The sequence below is a fragment of the Streptomyces fulvorobeus genome (genome assembly GCF_013167895.1).
Lineage (GTDB): Bacteria > Actinomycetota > Actinomycetes > Streptomycetales > Streptomycetaceae > Streptomyces > Streptomyces fulvorobeus.
Window position 1 is genome coordinate 4,271,610 of sequence record NZ_BLWC01000001.1, and the last position, 16,578, is coordinate 4,288,187.

16 protein-coding genes and 1 pseudogene are annotated in these 16,578 nt (G+C 71.5%); 12 read left to right on the top strand and 5 right to left on the bottom strand.

Translation table 11 applies throughout. The features are described 5' to 3' along the window. Positions 1-130: 130 nt before the first annotated feature. The 5 genes from Sfulv_RS19425 to Sfulv_RS19445 all read left to right on the top strand — a co-directional run bounded on the left by Sfulv_RS19425 (position 131) and on the right by Sfulv_RS19445 (position 5,268). The gene (locus Sfulv_RS19425; protein ID WP_173315781.1) at positions 131-901 is read left to right on the top strand and encodes a sigma-70 family RNA polymerase sigma factor; all 771 of its coding nucleotides are present in this window, start codon (positions 131-133) and stop codon (positions 899-901) included. Continuing rightward, the gene (locus tag Sfulv_RS19430; protein WP_173315783.1) at positions 898-1,482 is read left to right on the top strand and encodes an HNH endonuclease; all 585 of its coding nucleotides are present in this window, start codon (positions 898-900) and stop codon (positions 1,480-1,482) included. The genes Sfulv_RS19425 and Sfulv_RS19430 overlap by 4 nt, the downstream gene beginning before the upstream one ends. Next, complete coding sequence (locus Sfulv_RS19435) at positions 1,479-3,155, top strand: AICE element replication initiation protein (protein ID WP_218900409.1); 1,677 nt, start codon at positions 1,479-1,481, stop codon at positions 3,153-3,155. Before Sfulv_RS19430 ends, Sfulv_RS19435 begins: the two co-directional genes overlap by 4 nt. 250 nt (positions 3,156-3,405) lie before the next feature. Then, on the top strand, positions 3,406-3,627 hold the full coding sequence (locus Sfulv_RS19440) for a helix-turn-helix transcriptional regulator (RefSeq protein ID WP_173315785.1): 222 nt from the start codon (positions 3,406-3,408) through the stop codon (positions 3,625-3,627). Positions 3,628-4,032: 405 nt separating this feature from the next. After that, positions 4,033-5,268 (top strand): tyrosine-type recombinase/integrase, encoded by a 1,236-nt coding sequence (locus tag Sfulv_RS19445; protein WP_173315787.1) that lies wholly within the window; start codon positions 4,033-4,035, stop codon positions 5,266-5,268. Between the two features lie 37 nt (positions 5,269-5,305). On the opposite strand, the gene hisN is transcribed toward Sfulv_RS19445, so the two are convergent. The 5 genes from hisN to Sfulv_RS19470 form a co-directional block, all read right to left on the bottom strand. Continuing rightward, positions 5,306-6,106: a histidinol-phosphatase gene (gene hisN / locus Sfulv_RS19450; RefSeq protein ID WP_173315789.1), complete on the bottom strand. Its 801-nt coding sequence runs from the start codon at positions 6,104-6,106 to the stop codon at positions 5,306-5,308. Between the two features lie 70 nt (positions 6,107-6,176). After that, a complete protein-coding gene (locus Sfulv_RS19455; RefSeq protein ID WP_173315792.1) occupies positions 6,177-6,500 on the bottom strand; it encodes a DMT family transporter in 324 nt (107 codons plus the stop codon). Positions 6,501-6,603: 103 nt separating this feature from the next. Then, positions 6,604-7,620 carry a ribosome small subunit-dependent GTPase A gene (rsgA, locus tag Sfulv_RS19460; RefSeq protein ID WP_173315794.1) on the bottom strand — a complete coding sequence of 339 codons (1,017 nt, stop codon included), beginning with the start codon at positions 7,618-7,620 and terminating at the stop codon, positions 6,604-6,606. A 3-nt stretch (positions 7,621-7,623) separates the two neighbouring features. Beyond that, complete coding sequence (gene aroA, locus Sfulv_RS19465; RefSeq protein WP_173315796.1) at positions 7,624-8,958, bottom strand: 3-phosphoshikimate 1-carboxyvinyltransferase; 1,335 nt, start codon at positions 8,956-8,958, stop codon at positions 7,624-7,626. A gap of 103 nt (positions 8,959-9,061) precedes the next feature. Beyond that, positions 9,062-9,775: a M50 family metallopeptidase gene (locus Sfulv_RS19470; protein WP_173315798.1), complete on the bottom strand. Its 714-nt coding sequence runs from the start codon at positions 9,773-9,775 to the stop codon at positions 9,062-9,064. A gap of 53 nt (positions 9,776-9,828) precedes the next feature. Between Sfulv_RS19470 and Sfulv_RS19475 the strand changes: the two genes are divergently transcribed. From Sfulv_RS19475 to Sfulv_RS19505, 7 genes and pseudogenes are all read left to right on the top strand, one after another. Then, positions 9,829-10,644 (top strand): SOS response-associated peptidase, encoded by an 816-nt coding sequence (locus Sfulv_RS19475; RefSeq protein ID WP_173315800.1) that lies wholly within the window; start codon positions 9,829-9,831, stop codon positions 10,642-10,644. Positions 10,645-10,661: 17 nt separating this feature from the next. Next, positions 10,662-11,312 (top strand): alpha/beta hydrolase family protein, encoded by a 651-nt coding sequence (locus tag Sfulv_RS19480; RefSeq protein WP_173315802.1) that lies wholly within the window; start codon positions 10,662-10,664, stop codon positions 11,310-11,312. A 273-nt stretch (positions 11,313-11,585) separates the two neighbouring features. Next, positions 11,586-12,242 (top strand): sigma-70 family RNA polymerase sigma factor, encoded by a 657-nt coding sequence (locus tag Sfulv_RS19485; RefSeq protein ID WP_195826154.1) that lies wholly within the window; start codon positions 11,586-11,588, stop codon positions 12,240-12,242. Further along, complete coding sequence (gene rsrA / locus Sfulv_RS19490) at positions 12,239-12,559, top strand: mycothiol system anti-sigma-R factor (RefSeq protein WP_173315804.1); 321 nt, start codon at positions 12,239-12,241, stop codon at positions 12,557-12,559. The genes Sfulv_RS19485 and rsrA overlap by 4 nt, the downstream gene beginning before the upstream one ends. A 174-nt stretch (positions 12,560-12,733) precedes the next feature. Continuing rightward, entirely contained in the window at positions 12,734-14,176 is a 1,443-nt protein-coding gene (locus Sfulv_RS19495; protein WP_173315805.1) for an HD-GYP domain-containing protein, read from the top strand. Further along, on the top strand, positions 14,142-15,437 hold the full coding sequence (locus Sfulv_RS19500) for an HD-GYP domain-containing protein (RefSeq protein ID WP_371874688.1): 1,296 nt from the start codon (positions 14,142-14,144) through the stop codon (positions 15,435-15,437). The genes Sfulv_RS19495 and Sfulv_RS19500 overlap by 35 nt, the downstream gene beginning before the upstream one ends. A gap of 92 nt (positions 15,438-15,529) precedes the next feature. Continuing rightward, positions 15,530-16,521: pseudogene (locus tag Sfulv_RS19505) on the top strand (tetratricopeptide repeat protein). Positions 16,522-16,578: the final 57 nt, after the last annotated feature.

A 16,578-nucleotide genomic window follows, 5' to 3' on the forward strand; every position in this document is an offset into this window, starting at 1 on the left:
CATGCCTGGAACTGTCGCGAAGCGTAGGAGTCGGAGCTCTGGAACTGCCACGGGCAGTGGCCCGGGGGGTCGACGCTTAGAGAGTGGCGAGATCGTCCCGCTGACGGCCGAGCAGTCCGATCGGCTTGCCGTGCTGTTCGATGCCTACGGGGACCGCTTGGTGCGGTTCGCCTACTCCCGGCTGTGCGGTACCCGGATGGGAAACGGCGAGGCGTGGGCGCTGGCTGAGGATGTCGTTCAGTCCATGTGGGTGCGGGTGGCCCGCAGTGGAGCGTCCGACGTGCTGGGTCACCCGGAATGGTCCGAGACGGAGACCCGCAAGGTCCTGTTCGTCCGGGTGAAGCGTGAGATTGCAGAGCACTTCGCGCTGATGCGGTCCTCCGAGACGGTGGTGGACTGGACGGAGCCCGCCACGTGCAACGCGCTGTGCCCGCTGCTGCCCAACCAGTGCGCCTGGGTCGACCTGCCCGACTACCTGGCCAGGATGGTGGCCGCGCTTCCGGAGCGAGAGCGGGAAGCGCTGCTGCTGAAGCTGGACGGCACGCCCCACAAGGTGATGGGCGAGCGTCTGGGGTGCAGCGAGTCCACCGCTGACCGGCTCGCGAAGACGGCGATCCTGCTCCTGCAGATCGACAACCCTGAGCTGTCCTGCGACCTGGTGGCCATGGAGTCGCTGCCGGAATGGGAGCAGCGCGCGCTGGCGGCACGGAGCGCGGCGCAGCGGGAAGTTCTCCTGCGGCTGGACGACGTGGCCCGGGGTGCGCTTCTGCTCAACGGAGACGTGCCCACGCGGGAGATCGCCAAGAGGCTGGGGGTCAGCCGGGAGCGAGTGATGGGGGCAACCGTGTGCGCCCCTGTGCTGCGCGCTCTGGGTGCCGAGGACATGGAGCACGCGGCATGAGGAACGGCCACCCGCTCAACTCTGCGCGTCGACGTCAGCGCAAGGAACAACTCGCCCGCCGCGACGGTCAGCGGTGCGCCTACTGCGCGCTGCCGTTCGTCTCGCTGCGGGAGGCGACCCTCGATCACGTCGTGCCGGTGTCCGTGCTGCGGACGTGGTCGGCAGGTGCGCTGGTGCTCGCCTGCCGACCGTGCAACCAGGCCAAAGCGGACCGGCTTCCGCTGTCGCTGGCGCTGCTGATCGTCTGGACGTACGGCCCCGACCTGCGTGACGAGCCGCGTCACACCCCCCGTCACACCGACCCGACCGACGACACGTTCACGGCCAACCGGTCGGTGTTCACCGACGCCGACGAGTCGAGTCGACCGGGCCCGGCACGGCTCGGTCCGGGGGAGGTGAACTGGCTGCTGCTGGCCCGACTCGTTCACGCTGGCACGGCTGGTGAACGGTCGACCCCTGACCAGACGAAACACCGCCAACAGGATCGTCGTGCGGTGCGGGTCGGTCGACTCGCGCACCCCCGGCGGACCGCCCGACTGAACACGTGTGAACAGCCGACAGATCGAGGGGTGAGCGCATGAACACCGACATCCAGCACGTGAACGGTCACCCCCGACCGATCGACCCCGCCAACCCGACCGGGCCGCCGCCCGTGAACACCGATCGGCCCGGCGTGAACACCGGCCGCCCGACCGTGAACACCCCCCGGTCGGGCGGGAAGTCGGGTGATGAGTCAGGCAAGAAGCCGTCAGCCGCCACCCGGCTCGTGGGACTGGCGCGGGAGCGGTACACCTTCGTCATGTCGACCGACGCCCGCCCCTACGCGGTCGCCATCGACGGCCCGAACCTCGCCCTCCCCCTGCGGGGCAAGACCGGAGTTCGGCAGCGTCTCGCCCGCCTGTACGCGGACACGTTCGACGGGGATGTTGCCTCGCAATCGGCCCTGGCGGACGCCATGACGGTCCTGGAGGGGATCGCGGAGGACAACGACCCCGTGCCCGTGCATCTGCGGGTCGGCTCCACCTCGGACGGGCGGATCGTGGTCGACCTCGGCACCGCTGACGGCCGCGCGGTCGTGGTGTCCGCCGGCCGCTGGGAGGTCGTGGACCGGGCCCCGGTTCTCTTCCGCCGCTCCGGCGCCATGGCGCCCATGCCCGTGCCCGTCCGCACCCCGGACGGCCTGGCCCGGTTCCACTCCATGCTGAACATGGACGAGAGCGCGTTCCGGCAGATGGCGGCGTGGATGGCGGCGGCCTGGCTGCCCGACATCCCCCACCCGATCCTGACGTGCAAGGGCGAGCAGGGCACTGGCAAGTCCATGACGGCTCAGATGGCCATCAATCTCATCGACCCTTCCCCGGCTGCCAGGCGCAGTCAGCCGCGCGACGAGAAAGCATGGTCCCGGCAGGCGTTCACCTCGTGGGCATTGTGCCTGGACAACATCAGCACGATCCCCCGGTGGCTGTCAGACACCCTATGCAAGGCCGTCACCGGTGACGGGGTCGTGGACCGGGCCCTGTTCACCGATGACGACGTGGTGGTGCTCTCCTTCCGCAGGGTGCTGGCCATGACGACCATCGACGCGGGAGCTCTCGCGGGAGACCTGGCGGAGCGGGTCCTGATGGTGGAACTGCAACTCATCGACGGCAACCGGCGCCGCTCAGAGGAAGAACTCGACGCCGCGTTCGCGGAAGCCCGCCCCGCGGTTCTCGGTGGCCTGCTGGACCTGCTGGCCGGAGTGCTGGAAGTGCTGCCGTCGATCCGGCTGGACTCCATGCCGCGCATGGCGGACTTCGCCCGCGTCCTGGCCGCCGTCGACCAAGTCACCGGCTGGCAGACCCTCCCGGACTACCTGGCCGCGTCCTCGAACGTCGCCAGCGACGCGTTGGAAGGCGACACCTTCGGCACCGCTCTCGCCGCGCTGGTGACACGGGCCGGGACGTGGACGGGGACCGCCGCGCAACTCCTCGAACAGCTCCAACCCGCCAGCGGGGTACGGCCTCCTGACTGGCCCAAGGACCCGACCCGGGCGTCAGGGAGGGTCAAGCGGCTGGCCCCGCTCCTGCGGTCCATCGGGATCACCGTAGACGACACGCAGCGTAGTAAAGACCCCGATCGCCGTCGCCTGCTGATCCTCACCCGGACCCAGCCGGAGGACACGTCAGCGTCCGCACTCTCCGAGCCCGACCAAGCCTCTCTCTGGCCGGAGGAACCCCCGCCGGACCCGGACAACTTCCCGCCTGACCTGCACTGACACGACCGGAACCTTCCGGGCCGGGCCGCCGCACAGCGGCCCGGACGTGTCACCCGCTGCGGACGCTGAAGCCGTCCAGCGTCCGCAGCGTCCGCAGCAGCGTCCGCCCATCGCACCCCAACTGACCTGCACAAACCGGAGAGTGCGGACGCTGGGGCGCTCTGGACGCTGGCTTACACCAACTCTCTAGTACGGCACCCCGGTACACCCTCCGCGCACCGCACCCCGGACACGAGGAGTCACCACCGCCATGCCCACCGACCCCCGCGCGATCCTCCGCGCAGGACTCCCGGACCGATACCTCACCCCCGAAGACCTCGCCGCGATGCTCGCCGTCCCGATCGAGACCGTCTACCACTGGCGCAAGCAGCGCATCGGCCCGCCAGGCTTCCGCGTCGGCCGGCACGTCCGCTACGACCCCGCCGCCGTCCGCGCCTGGGTCGACCAGCAGACAGCCCGCGACACCGCCTGACCCGCCGGGGTAAAGCCCACCCCCTCTACCCGGGAGCTCCCGGCGACCCGCCTACCGAGGCGCCGCCGGGGCTCCGCCCACCTCTCGTCGGTAGAGGGGGCCCCTTTACCCCGTAGCGGGGCAGGTAAGGGCCTCCCACCTGCGAGGTAAGGCCGGTAAAGGGGCCGGGACAGCCACCCGTACAGGCCGGTTTCACCAGGGAGGCAGAGCCGTCCCGCTCAGGGAGGCAGGGAAAACTCCCTCACCGCCTCCCTGACCCGCCTCCCTCTGCCTGATCAGCGCAAACAGCCGTCAGGGAGGCAGGGAGGCGCCACCCCGCACACCCAGAAAGCCCCCTCAGAACAGCACACCGGGGCGGCACCCGCCGCCTCCCTGCCCCGTACTCACCGAAGGGACTCAGCCCACATGGCTGGCCACATCCAAGACCGCTGGTTCAAGACCGAGACCACCCCCGGCGGCAAGACCGTCCGCACCAAAACCGACCGCCACGGCACCGGGATGCGCTACCGCGCCCGCTACGTCAGCCCGGACGGGACGGAGAAGTCGAAGTCCTTCCCGGACGGCCAGAAGCGCCGTGCTGAGGCGTGGCTGTCTCAGGTCGAGGCGGACATGACGCGCGGCCACTACATCGACCCGCGCGCCGGGCGCCTCACGGTTCGGCAGCATGCTGATCGCTGGCTGGCGTCCCTGACTCAAGACCCCGGGACGTTCGTCGGCACCAAGCAGCGGATCCGCCTGCACGTGGTGCCGTATCTGGGTAGCCGATCGCTGGACTCGCTCAGGCCCATCCACATCCGGGAATGGTTGAGGAAGCTCGAAGACGCGGGAGTTGCCCTGTCGTACCAGCGGGTCATCTTCGCCAACCTCAACGCGATGCTGGGGGCGGCCGTGGACGACCGCCTGATCCCTGAGAACCCGTGCCGCTCGTCCTCGGTCAAGACACCCAAGCCCGAACCGCGACGGATCACGCCGTGGTCCCGGGAGCGTGTATTGGCGGTGCGCTCGGAGCTGCCCGCCAGGTACCGGGCGGTCGTGGACTTGGCCGGCGGGTGCGGCATGAGGCAAGGCGAAGTGCTCGGCCTCTCTGTGGATGACGTGGACGTACCCGAAGGCGTGGTTCACATCGTCCGGCAGGTCAAGCTCATCAACGGACGGCAGGTGTTCGCCCTCCCCAAGGGAGGCAAGGCGCGCACGGTCCCGTTGCCCGAAGTTGTCGCTCGTGCACTTGAGGCGCACCTCGCGGAGTTCGCGCCCAAGCCCGTGACGTTGCCGTGGCGGTCGGTCGATGGCCCGCCCACAACGGCCAACCTGTACTTCCGCAACGCTGAGGGGCGCGCCGTGATCCGCACCACCTTCAACACCAAGGCATGGCAACCCGCTCTGGACGCTTCCGACGTGCCGCGCGGCCGAGAGAACGGGATGCACGCGCTACGGCACTTCTACGCGTCCGTCTTGCTGGACGCAGGGGAGAGCATCAAGGCTCTGTCCGAGTACCTCGGGCACCATGATCCGGGGTTCACCCTGCGGACGTACACCCACCTCATGCCGAGCAGCGAGAAGCGTACGCGTGAGGCGGTGAACCTGGCCTTCGGGGACGGCCCGAAGCCCGATCACGGCCCCACGACGGCCCAGAGTGACTGATGAAGGGGGGAAAGTGCAGGTCAGGTGGGTAGCCCTGTCAGTAGCGCTGGTTGAGATAGCCCAGCAGTTCGTCGTGGAGCAGTCCGTTGGAGGCCGCCGCGTCGGAGCCGCCGGGGCCGGGGACACCGTCGAGGCTGGTGAAGCTCCCGCCCGCCTCCTGGACGATGATCGCGTTCGCGGCCATGTCCCACAGGGACAGCTCGGGCTCCGCGCAGATGTCGACCGAACCGTCGGCGACCATCATGTACGGCCAGAAGTCCCCGTAACCCCGCGTGCGCCAGCAGGCCCGGCTGAGGTCCAGGAAGCCGTCGAGCCGCCCCTGCTCCTCCCAGCCGGTCAGTGAGGAGTACGCGAACGAGGAGTCGGCGATCCGCTCCACCTTCGACACGTGGAGCCGGGTCGCTGAGGTCAGGCTGCGGCCGGAGAACGCGCCGGCGCCCTTCGCCGCCCACCACCTGCGGCTGAGCGCGGGGGCCGACACCACGCCGACGACGGGCTGGAAGCCGTTCTCGCCGGCCTCCATCAGTGCGATCAGCGTCGCCCACACCGGTACGCCGCGTACGTAGTTCTTGGTGCCGTCGATCGGGTCGATGACCCAGCGCCGCGGGCCCGTGCCCTCGACGCCGAACTCCTCGCCGAGGATCGCGTCGCGTGGGCGGGCCCGGTGCAGATGGCCGCGGATCAGTTCCTCGGCGTGCTTGTCGGCCTCGCTCACCGGAGTCATGTCCGGCTTCGTCTCCACCTTCAGGTCGAGAGCCTTGAACCGGTCCATCGTCGCCGCGTCGGCGGCGTCCGCCAGTACGTGGGCGAGACGCAGATCATCGTGGTAATCGGGCATGCCGTCACAGTATCCACAGCCGTCGGCAAGGGGCCACACGCCCTGGTGACCCGCGTGGGACCCGGGTGGCTCAGTGCGAGGAGCCGGAGAGCTGGAGGCCGATCACCCCGATGATCACGAACGAGATGGAGACCAGTTTGAGCGTGGACACCACGTCGTCGAGGAAGACCATCCCGTAGATCGCCGTACCGGCCGCGCCGATCCCGGTCCACACCGCGTACGCCGGGCCCACGTCCAGCCGCTTCAGCGCGAGCGTCAGCAGCCCGAAGCTGCCGAGCGCGAACACGCAGAACGCGATCGTGGGCCAGAGCCGGGTGAATCCGTGCGAGAGCTTCAGACACACCGCGAAGCCGGTCTCCAGGATTCCTGCGACCACGACCAGCAGCCACGCCATCGCCGGTTCCTCCCACGTAGTGACCGCTCCGCTCCGCTCGGGTGCGATTATGCCCTTGCCAGGCGTGGGAGCCGGCGAACGTGCGCGCGTCGCGCCGATCCGGTCAGTCGCCCTCGCGCCGCTCCCGGGTGGCGAGCAGCCGCCGCAGCGAGTCGAGCCGGGCGGGGTCGGCGTGACCCTCGGCCACCCAGGCTTCCAGCGCGCACTCCGGTTCCGCCGCGTCGTGGGTGCAGCCGCGCGGGCACTTCTCGGCGCCCGGCTGGAGGTCGGGGAAGGCCAGGATGACCCGGGACGGGTCGACGTGGTGCAGTCCGAAGGAGCGCACTCCCGGAGTGTCGACCACCCAGCCGCGCCCGTCCGGGAGCGGGAGCGCGAGCGCCGATGTGGTGGTGTGCCGGCCGCGTCCCGTGACGGCGTTGACCACCCCGGTCGTACGCCGCCTGTCCTTGGGTACCAGGGCGTTGACCAGAGTCGTCTTGCCCACCCCCGAGTGTCCGACGAAGGCGGTGATCCGGTCGTTCAGCTGTTCGCGCACCCGGTCGGCGGCGTCGCCGTTCCCCAGCTCCTCGCGGTTGGTCACGATGTACGGGACACCCAGCGGCGTGTACGCGGCCAGCAGCGCGTCCGGCGGGGCCAGGTCGGACTTGGTGAGCACCAGCAGCGGGGTGAGCCCGCCGTCGTAGGCCGCCACGAGACAGCGGTCGATCATGCGCGGGCGCGGTTCCGGATCGGCGAGGGCGGTGACGATCGCGAGCTGGTCCGCGTTGGCGACGACCACGCGCTCGTAGGGATCGTCGTCGTCGGCCGTGCGCCGCAGGACCGAGCGGCGTGAGCCGATACGGACGATACGGGCGAGGGTGTCCTTGTCGCCTGAGAGGTCCCCGACGATGGAGACGGTGTCGCCCACCACCGCCGCCTTGCGGCCCAGCTCCCTGGCCTTCATCGCCAGCACCGTACGACCGTCCACCAGGCAGGTGAGCCTGCCCCGGTCGACGGTCAGGACCATGCCGTCCTGGGCCTCCTCGTGCTTGGGCCGGGTGTGGGTACGCGGCCGGTTGCCCTTGGGGTTCGGGCGGAAGCGGATGTCGTCCTCGTCGGGGTTCTTGTCGTAGCGGCGCATGTCTCAGGCCCCGGCCGCCGCGGTGGACCCGAGCATCGCGGTCCACATCTCGGGGAAGTCCGGGAGCGTCTTGGCCGTGGTGCCCACGTTCTCGATCTCCACCCCCGGCACGGCGAGGCCGATGATCGAGCCGGCCGTGGCCATCCGGTGGTCGTCGTACGTGTGGAAGACGCCGCCGTGCAGCGGGCGCGGCCGGATGTGCAGGCCGTCCGCGGTCTCGGTGACATCGCCGCCGAGCTCGTTGATCTCCTTGGTGAGCGCCGCCAGCCGGTCCGTCTCGTGGAGCCGCAGGTGCGCCACCCCGCGCAGGGTGGAGGGGGAGTCGGCGAGGGCGGCGACGGCGGCGATGCCCGGAGTCAGCTCGCCGACCTCGCTCAGGTCCACGTCGAGGCCGTGGACGCGGCCGGAGCCGGTGAAGGTGAGCCCGCGTTCGGTCAGCTCGCAGCTGCCGCCCATCGCGGTGAAGATCTCGCGCAGGGCGTCACCCGGCTGGGTGGTCCGCAGCGGCCAGTCGGGGACGATGACCCGGCCGCCGGTGATCAGTGCGGCCGCCAGGAACGGCTGCGCGTTGGAGAGGTCGGGTTCGACGGTCAGGTCCCGGCCGAGCAGCGCCGAGGGGGAGACCCGCCACACGTTCGGCTCGCCGCCCGTCTCCGGCTCGTCCACCTGCGCTCCCACGGCCCGCAGCATGTCCACGGTCATCCGGATGTGCGGCATGGAGGGGAGCTTGGAGCCCGTGTGGCGTACCTCGACGCCCTGGTTGAAGCGGGGGGCCGACAGCAGCAGCGCCGAGACGAACTGGGACGAGGAGGACGCGTCGATCTCCACCGGGCCGCCGTCCAGCGCGCCGGCGCCGTGGACGGTCAGCGGCAGCGCGCCACGCGCCTCGTCGTCGATCCTGGCGCCCAGGGTGCGCAGTGCGTCGATCACGCCGTTCAGGGGGCGCTCGTAGGAGCGGGCGTCGCCGTCGAAGCGGACGGGGCCGTCGGCGAGGGTCGCGACGGGCGGGAGGAAGCGCATGACCGTTCCGGCGTTGCCGACGTCGACCGCGGCGGGTCCGTGCAGGCCGGCCGGGATGACCCGCCATGCCTCTCCGGAGCCGTCGGGGCCGATGCCCTCCTCGATGCCCACGCCCATCGTGCGCAGCGCCTGCGCCATCAGCAGGGTGTCGCGGGAGCGCAGCGGGCGGCGCAGCCAGCCGGGCTCGGAGGAGAGGGCGGCCAGGACGAGGGCCCGGTTGGTGACCGATTTCGATCCGGGCACGGTGACGGTCGCGTCGACGGCTCCGCTCGCGTGAGGGGCGGGCCAGAGGGCGGGGTGCACGGAACTTTCGGTCATGGCCCTTACTTTAGTGGCTCCCCGCAAACCCGGATCTTGATCAAACAGGCGGAAACCCGGGCGTAACGTAAGGGTGATAGAGGTCGTGCGGCACAGTCGGCGGTCACAGACCGAGCAGCCAGCGCCCGCCGCCGGTCAGCGAGCAGACGGACACCGCGTGGAAGAGGAAGAGCCAGAGCGCGGCCGGGGCGTCCGTCAGCCGTGCCAGCTGGTCCGCGTCGGAATCCGGCGCTCCGCCGTGCCGCCGTTTGGACTGCAGCTCGAACGCCGGACGGACGCCCCCCAGCAGCAGGAACCAGACGGCGGTGTACGCGAAGAGTGACTGCCAGGCGGGCGAGGCCAGCCAGGACACCAGCAGGAAGGTCGCCCCCGTGAGGATGACCGTCAGGGCCCCGTACACGTTGCGGATCATCACCAGCATGACCGCGAGCAGTGCCGTGGCCAGCCACAGCAGCAGGGTGATCCGGCCGTTGACCAGCAGCCACGCCCCGCCGAGGCCGAGGAGCGGCGGGGCGGTGTAGCCGGCGACGGCCGTGAGGATCATGCCGATGCCGGTCGGTCTGCCGCGGCTCACGGTCAGGCCGCTGGTGTCGGAGTGCAGCCGGATACCGGCGAGCTGCCGCCCGGTGAGCAGGGCGACCAGCCCGTGGCCGCCCTCGTGCGCGATGGTGATGGCGTTCCGCGAGAGCCGCCACAGGACGTTCGGTACGACGGCGACGAGCGCGACCGTGGCGGTCACGACGACCAGCCACTGCTCGGGCAGCGGCTGGGTGCCGAAGACGCGGTTCCACAGATCGCCCAGATCGGTGCTGTCCATAGGCCGGGCGGCTCCTTGCGTTCGTGACGGGAGGTCGTGGCAGTCTGGCACCTATGTGCGGAAGGTATGCGGCGAGCCGGCGGCCCGAGGATCTGACCGGGCTCTTCGGAATCGAGAAGTGGGAACCGGCCGAGGCCCTGGAGCCCGACTGGAACGTGGCGCCGACCAAGGAGGTCTACGCCGTACTGGAACGTCCTGTGAAGGACGCGGATGATCAACGTCCGGTTCGCCAGCTCCGTGCGCTGAGGTGGGGACTCGTGCCCTCCTGGGCGAAGTCGCCGGAGGGCGCCGCCCGCCTGATCAACGCCCGCGCCGAGACGGTGCACGAGAAGCCCTCCTTCCGCCGTCCCTTCACCTCGCGCCGGTGCATCCTGCCCGCCGACGGCTACTACGAGTGGGTCACGGGCGCCGAGGAGCGCCAACTGGAGGAGAAGGGCGCGCGGAAACGGCCCCGCAAGCAGCCCTACTTCGTGACGCCCGCCGACGGATCGGTCTTCGCGATGGCCGGACTGTACGAGTTCTGGCGCGACCGGACCCTGCCCGACGACCACCCCCGGGCGTGGTGGGCGACGTGTTCCGTGATCACGACCGAGGCGGAGACCTCCCCGCTCGCGGTCGCCCCGGCCGAGGGCCCCTCCGCGCTCGCCGACATCCACCCCCGGATGCCGCTGATGCTCACGCCTGACCGCTGGGACGCCTGGCTCGATCCCTCACGCACCGAGGCCGAGGAGCTGAAGGCGCTGCTCACCCCACCGCCGGGCGGCCTGATGCGGGCCTATCCGGTGGCCACCGAGGTCAGCAACGTCCGCAACAACGGGCCGCATCTGCTGGCGGAACTGGCGGCCCCGGAGGTGGCGACGCTGTTCTGAGCGCCCGGCTTGATTGGATGGCCCCTGTGAGTAGCGCGGAGAGAGTGCACACGGTCGACACGGACGCCGGGCCCGCCCGGATCACCTGGACGCTCCCGCCGGAGCCCCGCCTGGTGCTCGCACTGGGCCACGGCGCGGGAGGCGGCATCGAGGCCCGGGACCTGAAGGCCCTCGCCGCCGCGCTGCCCCGTGCCGGGGTGGGCGTCGCCCTGGTGGAGCAGCCCTGGCGGGTGGCCGGCAAGAAGCTCGCACCTGCCCCGAAGACTCTGGACACCGCATGGCGGGGGCTGTGGCCCGCGCTGACCGCACCGGGGCTGCCGGTCGTCGCCGGCGGGCGCAGCGCGGGCGCCAGGGTCGCCTGTCGTACGGCGTCCGGGCTCGGTGCCCGTGCCGTCCTCGCGCTCAGCTTCCCCCTGCACCCGCCGGGCAGGCCGGAGAAGTCGCGGGCGGACGAGCTGCTCGGCGCGGGCGTGCCCACCCTCGTCGTGCAGGGCGGCAACGACCCGTTCGGGCGGCCCGGGGAGTTCCCGCCCGGGGAGTACGAGCTCGCCGAGGTGGAGTACGGGGACCACGGCTTCGCCGTACCGAAGCGCTCGGGCCTGAGCGAGGCTCAGGTGATGTCCCTCGTCACCGGTGCGGCGGGCCGGTGGCTGGCCTCCCTGGTGTGAGCGGCGCCCCGGGAATGATGCGCCGGGGGCCGCTGTTGTTCGGGACGTCGGTACACCAACGTCGTTTGTGGAGAGGGAGTCCGTCGCATGGGTTCGACCATCTGCCCGCGCCGCTCGAACACCGCTGATCTGGAGTGGACGGTGCTGCATGCGGCCAAGACCGCTCCCGAGCGGGCACTGAGCGGATCGGACCGACAGCCCGCCTCGAAGCAAGGTCGACTATTCTCCGATTCGAGCGGGTCCGGTTTCGGCTCCGCCACATCGTTGGAGGAGGTGGGTCCGGTCACTGGGACCGACACAGGGACCGACGACGGCCGCGCGGAGGAGACGACCGCCGAGCGCAACGCGCGTTTCGAGCGGGACGCTCTCGGTTTCCTCGACCAGATGTACTCGGCCGCGCTGCGCATGACGCGCAACCCCGCCGATGCCGAGGACCTGGTCCAGGAGACGTACGCCAAGGCGTACGGCTCCTTCCACCAGTTCCGTGAGGGGACGAACCTCAAGGCGTGGATGTACCGCATCCTCACCAACACGTTCATCAACTCGTACCGCAAGAAGCAGCGCGAGCCCCAGCGCAGTGCGGCCGAGGAGATCGAGGACTGGCAGCTGGCGCGCGCCGAGTCGCACATGTCGACGGGTCTGCGCTCCGCCGAGTCCCAGGCTCTGGACCATCTGCCGGACTCGGACGTCAAGGCCGCGCTCCAGGCGATCCCCGAGGAGTTCCGTATCGCCGTCTACCTGGCGGACGTCGAGGGCTTTGCGTACAAGGAGATCGCGGACATCATGGGGACTCCCATCGGTACGGTGATGTCCCGGCTGCACCGTGGCAGGCGGCAACTGCGCGGCATGCTGGAGGACTACGCCCGTGAGCGCGGGCTCGTCCCCGCCGGTGCCGGTGAGTCGGACGATCGGAAAGGCTCGGCCTCATGAGCTGCGGAGAGCCGCACGAGACTGATTGCTCGGAGGTACTCGACCATCTCTACGAGTTCCTCGACCGTGAGATGCCCGAGGGCGACTGCACGAAGTTCGAGGTGCACTTCGAGGAGTGCACCCCGTGCCTGGAGAAGTACGGCCTGGAGCAGGCCGTGAAGAAGCTGGTGAAGCGCTGCTGCGGTCAGGACGACGTCCCGACCGATCTGCGCTCGAAGGTGATGGGCCGGATCGACCTGATCCGCTCGGGCCAGGCGGTCCCCGGACAGGACGTGTCGATGGACGCGGCGGGTACGACGGCCCCCGCGGCGGAGTAGCCGCGCACCACCGCCGTATCGGAGGGCACGCCGTCCACGGCGTGCCCTCCGGCGTGCCACCCGAACCTCTGGCGCATCACCCGAATGTGCTAATCGGACTCATCGAGGTCCGGCCGCCCCTCCGACTCGCTAGCCTGGCGCCTCCATCGACCATGCGGCGGGCGGGCGGTACGGGTGAGGAGCACGGCGGGAGCGGCACGCGTCTGCGTCGCGGTGGCGGTGGGGTGCGCGGTCCTGTGCTCCCTGCCCGCGTGGGCCCCCGGTGCGGACACCCCCTGGGGCACGCTCGGCCTGCTCGCCGTGGTCTACCTGGTCTGTGAACTTCCCGGCCGCTGCCCCTTCTTCGGCAGTTCCGTGCCGGTCGGCCCCGGCGCGTTCTTTCCGCTGCTGCTCGCCGCCGCTTTCCTGCTCCACCCGGCCGCCGCCGCCCTGGTCCCCGTAGCGGGCGCGCTCGCCGGCCGGGTTGAGCAGCCGCCCTTCGCGGCCCGCCGCCTCTGGCGGGCCGCACAGCTCTCGCTCACCGTGTGGGCGGCCTCGTGCGCATACGCGCTGCTCGGCGGGCCCGGGGCGCTCGGCGGTGAGCGGGGTGTGCCGGACTTCCCCTACCTCCTGCTGCCCGCCTGCGCCGCCGCGCTCGTCTTCTCCCTCGTCCTGACCGCGCTGGACGGCTGCATCCTGGTCGCGGCCGAGCGCCAGTCCGCCCGGCACGCCTGGCGCGGGCTGCTGTCCCGCTCGCTGGGGCCGCACGTGGTGCACGCGCTCGCGGGGCTGATGACGGCGGTCCTGTGGCGCAGCCCGTACGGGCCGGTCTCGGCGCTCTTCGTGCTGCTGCCGATGTACATCTCCTGCTGGGTCTTCGCCCAGTACCACCGTGAGCACGCGGCCCACCGGGCGACGATCAGGGCGCTCGTGCAGGCCGTCGACATCAAGGACAAGTACACCCGGGGGCACAGCGAGCGGGTCGGCAGGGCGTCCGTCCTGATCGCCCGCGAGCTCGGCATGGAGGAGAGCCGGCTGGAAGCCCTCCGGTTCGCGGGCATCCTGCACGACGTCGGCAAGCTGGGCGTCCCCACCAGGGTCCTGCGCAAGGACGGCCCGCTGACCCCGGAGGAGCGCCGGGTCATCGAGCTGCATCCGGAGTACGGGCACGAGATCGTCCGGGGCATCGGCTTCCTGGACGAGGCGCGGTCGGCGATCCTGCACCATCACGAACGGCTCGACGGCAGCGGGTACCCGTACGGCCTCCGTGGCCCGCAGATCCCCGAGTTCGCCCGGGTCGTCGCCGTCGCCGACGCCTTCGACGCGATGACCTCCACCCGCTCCTACCGGCGGGGACGGCCCGTCCCGGCCGCCCTGGCCGAGCTCGAACGGTGCGCGGGCAGCCAGTTCGACCCGCAGATGGTGGGGGCGCTGGTGCGGGGGCTGGCGCGGCACGGGTGGTCGGGCGCGACGACCGCCGTCACGGCGGACGAGGTGGCGGTGCCGGGGTCGAGGGACGGCGGCGCCGGCGGTGTCCGGCCGCCGTTTCCTGCCCCGCCGCCGGGCGGGCCCGACGCGGCTGACGGCGGCCCGGACGTGCCCGATGCGGTGCGCAGGTCGGCGGAGCGTCCCGGATGAGACGGGGGAGGGGCGGTGGGGCGTGCCCCGGGCCGTGACGGCCGTCCACGGGGCGGCGCTCGTCCTCACTCTCGCCGCGTTCGCGCACACCCTCTGGTACGGCATCGCCGACCCCGGCCACGCCCTCGCCTTCGGCGCCCTCGTGGCGACCGGCGAGCTGGCGCGCTGGGGCGCCCCACGGGGTGAGCGGGAGCCCGCGCCCCTCGGCGCCGCCGGAGCCCTCGCGTACGCCCTCCTGGGCCCCAGCGCCGGTGAGCCCACCACCCACGGGGTCTTCCAGGTGATCGCCGTCGTCGTCGCCGCGCAGCTCCTCGCCGCCGTGCCCCACGTGGCACGCGGCAACGGACCCGGCCCCGACCTGGCGGCCCGCCGCATGCTCAGCGTCGCCTTCGCCGCCGTGTGCTTCCAGCCGCTCCACAACTCCGGCCAGTCCGCCCGCTGGTTCGGCGAGGGCCCGTACTTCGCCCTCTTCCTGCTCCTGCTGCTGGCCCTCACCGCGCTGTGCGACGCGGTGCTCGCCGCCCTGCTGCTGCGGGCCCGCACCCGCTATCCCTACGGACCGCTGCTCCGCGACGAGCTGCGGGCCCTCCTCGGCATCGGCTCGGCGGTCTGCGCGACCGGGGCCGTCATGGCGATCGGGGTCGCGGTCGCGGGGCTTTGGGCGCTGCCCGTCCTGTGCGTCCCCCTGCTCCTCACCCAGGTGTCCTACCGCCGGTACGCCGCCGTCCGTACGACCTACCGGCAGACCATCGCCTCCCTGGCCCGTGCCACGGAGATCGCCGGCTACACCCCGCACGGGCACGCCCGCCGGGTCGCCGAGCTCTCCACCGCGGTGGGCCGGGAGCTGGGCCTGTCCGGGCGGGAGCTGACCGTCCTGGAGCACGCGGCGCTGATGCACGACATCGGTCAGCTCTCCCTGGTGGACCCGGTGGCCGGGGGCGCCACCGCCACCCTGCCGGCCGCCGAGCAGCGCCGGATCGCGCTGCTCGGCGGGGCCGTGGTCCGCCAGACGGGCGTGGACACCGCGGTGGCCGTCGTGGTGGAGCGGCAGGCCGACCCCTACCGGGAACAGCCGCTGTCCGCCAGGATCGTCCGGGCGGTGAACGCATACGACGACCTGTGCGGGGCAAGCGTCATCGGGCCGCTCGGCGCTCTGGAACAGCTCAGGCTGGGCACCGGTCACGACTACCAGCCCGAGGTCGTGGAAGCGCTGGCCGGAGTCCTGGCACGGAGCGGTCCGACCGCGCTGCGGCCCGGGTAACCCATGGGTAATGAGCGGGCGTCCGGCCGGGCATGGTTGGATGCGAAAGTAGAGCGGAAGACGAGGGTGTCCAGTCGGGACAGGCGGGAATCGTGAGGATCTTCGGGAAGGTACGGCATCGGCCCTCCGCCTCTTGGCGGCAGGCCACGGACCGCGCGTTCACGCTGATCGGCGACGGCCGGTACGAGGACGCGGGGGCGCTGCTGACGCGTGCGGTCGACCTGGAACCCTGGCTCTCCGAGTCCTGGTTCAACCTGGCGCTGCTGCACAAGTTCAGGCACGACTGGGAGCAGGCGCGGGCCGCGGGTCTGCGGGCCGTCGCGCTCCTGGACCGGGAGTCCGGGGCGCCGGACTGGTGGAACGTCGGCATCGCGGCCACCGCGCTCCAGGACTGGCCGCTGGCGCGCAGGGCCTGGCAGGCATACGGGCTCAAGGTCCCGGGCGACGGGCAGCACGGCGCGGCGGCCACCAGCGAGCCGCTCGGCATGGAGCTGGGCAGCGCCGCGGTACGGCTGTCGCCCGAGGGTGAGTCCGAGGTGGTCTGGGGCCGCAGGCTGGACCCGGCCCGGATGGAGGTGCTCTCGATCCCGCTGCCCTCCTCGGGGCGGCGCTGGGGCGAGGTCGTCCTGCACGACGGGGTGCCGCACGGTGAGCGGGTCACCGCCGCCGGGCCCTCGTACCCCGTCTTCGACGAGATCGAGCTGTGGGCGCCCTCCCCCGTACCCACCTGGGTGGTGCTCCTGGAGGCCGCGACCGAGGCGGACCGGGACGCGCTGGAGCAGCTCGCCTCCGACGCCGGGTTCGCCGCCGAGGACTGGTCCTCGTCCGTACGGCTGCTCTGCCGGACCTGCTCGGAGAGCAGGATGGAGAGCGACGAGGGTGACGGCGAGCACCTCGATCCGCACGACCACAGCGAGCCGGGCCATCCGGGTCCGCTGGGCCACCGCACGGCCGGCGACCTGTGGGTTCCGGAGCGTGAATGCGGCCTCGCGGCGCCCGCGGGCTGGTGCGCGGGCTGCTGGACGGCTGGGTCGCGGACAGCCCGGACAGCCGGGAGTGGCGGGATCTCGAAGAAGTCTGCTGAGTGGTGCCCGTAGGCTGTACGGGCACCGAATCCCGGTGCCGGTTATCCCGAGGTTCT

Excerpts from the sequence above, each read along its gene's own strand:
- Sfulv_RS19430 (WP_173315783.1), top strand. The coding sequence starts at position 898 with ATGAGGAACGGCCACCCGCTCAACTCTGCGCGTCGACGTCAGCGCAAG.
- Sfulv_RS19435 (WP_218900409.1), top strand. The coding sequence starts at position 1,479 with ATGAACACCGACATCCAGCACGTGAACGGTCACCCCCGACCGATCGAC.
- Sfulv_RS19440 (WP_173315785.1), top strand. The coding sequence starts at position 3,406 with ATGCCCACCGACCCCCGCGCGATCCTCCGCGCAGGACTCCCGGACCGA.
- Sfulv_RS19445 (WP_173315787.1), top strand. The coding sequence starts at position 4,033 with ATGGCTGGCCACATCCAAGACCGCTGGTTCAAGACCGAGACCACCCCC.
- hisN (WP_173315789.1), bottom strand. The coding sequence starts at position 6,106 with ATGCCCGATTACCACGATGATCTGCGTCTCGCCCACGTACTGGCGGAC.
- Sfulv_RS19455 (WP_173315792.1), bottom strand. The coding sequence starts at position 6,500 with ATGGCGTGGCTGCTGGTCGTGGTCGCAGGAATCCTGGAGACCGGCTTC.
- rsgA (WP_173315794.1), bottom strand. The coding sequence starts at position 7,620 with ATGCGCCGCTACGACAAGAACCCCGACGAGGACGACATCCGCTTCCGC.
- aroA (WP_173315796.1), bottom strand. The coding sequence starts at position 8,958 with ATGACCGAAAGTTCCGTGCACCCCGCCCTCTGGCCCGCCCCTCACGCG.
- Sfulv_RS19470 (WP_173315798.1), bottom strand. The coding sequence starts at position 9,775 with ATGGACAGCACCGATCTGGGCGATCTGTGGAACCGCGTCTTCGGCACC.
- Sfulv_RS19475 (WP_173315800.1), top strand. The coding sequence starts at position 9,829 with ATGTGCGGAAGGTATGCGGCGAGCCGGCGGCCCGAGGATCTGACCGGG.
- Sfulv_RS19480 (WP_173315802.1), top strand. The coding sequence starts at position 10,662 with ATGGCCCCTGTGAGTAGCGCGGAGAGAGTGCACACGGTCGACACGGAC.
- rsrA (WP_173315804.1), top strand. The coding sequence starts at position 12,239 with ATGAGCTGCGGAGAGCCGCACGAGACTGATTGCTCGGAGGTACTCGAC.
- Sfulv_RS19500 (WP_371874688.1), top strand. The coding sequence starts at position 14,142 with ATGCGGTGCGCAGGTCGGCGGAGCGTCCCGGATGAGACGGGGGAGGGG.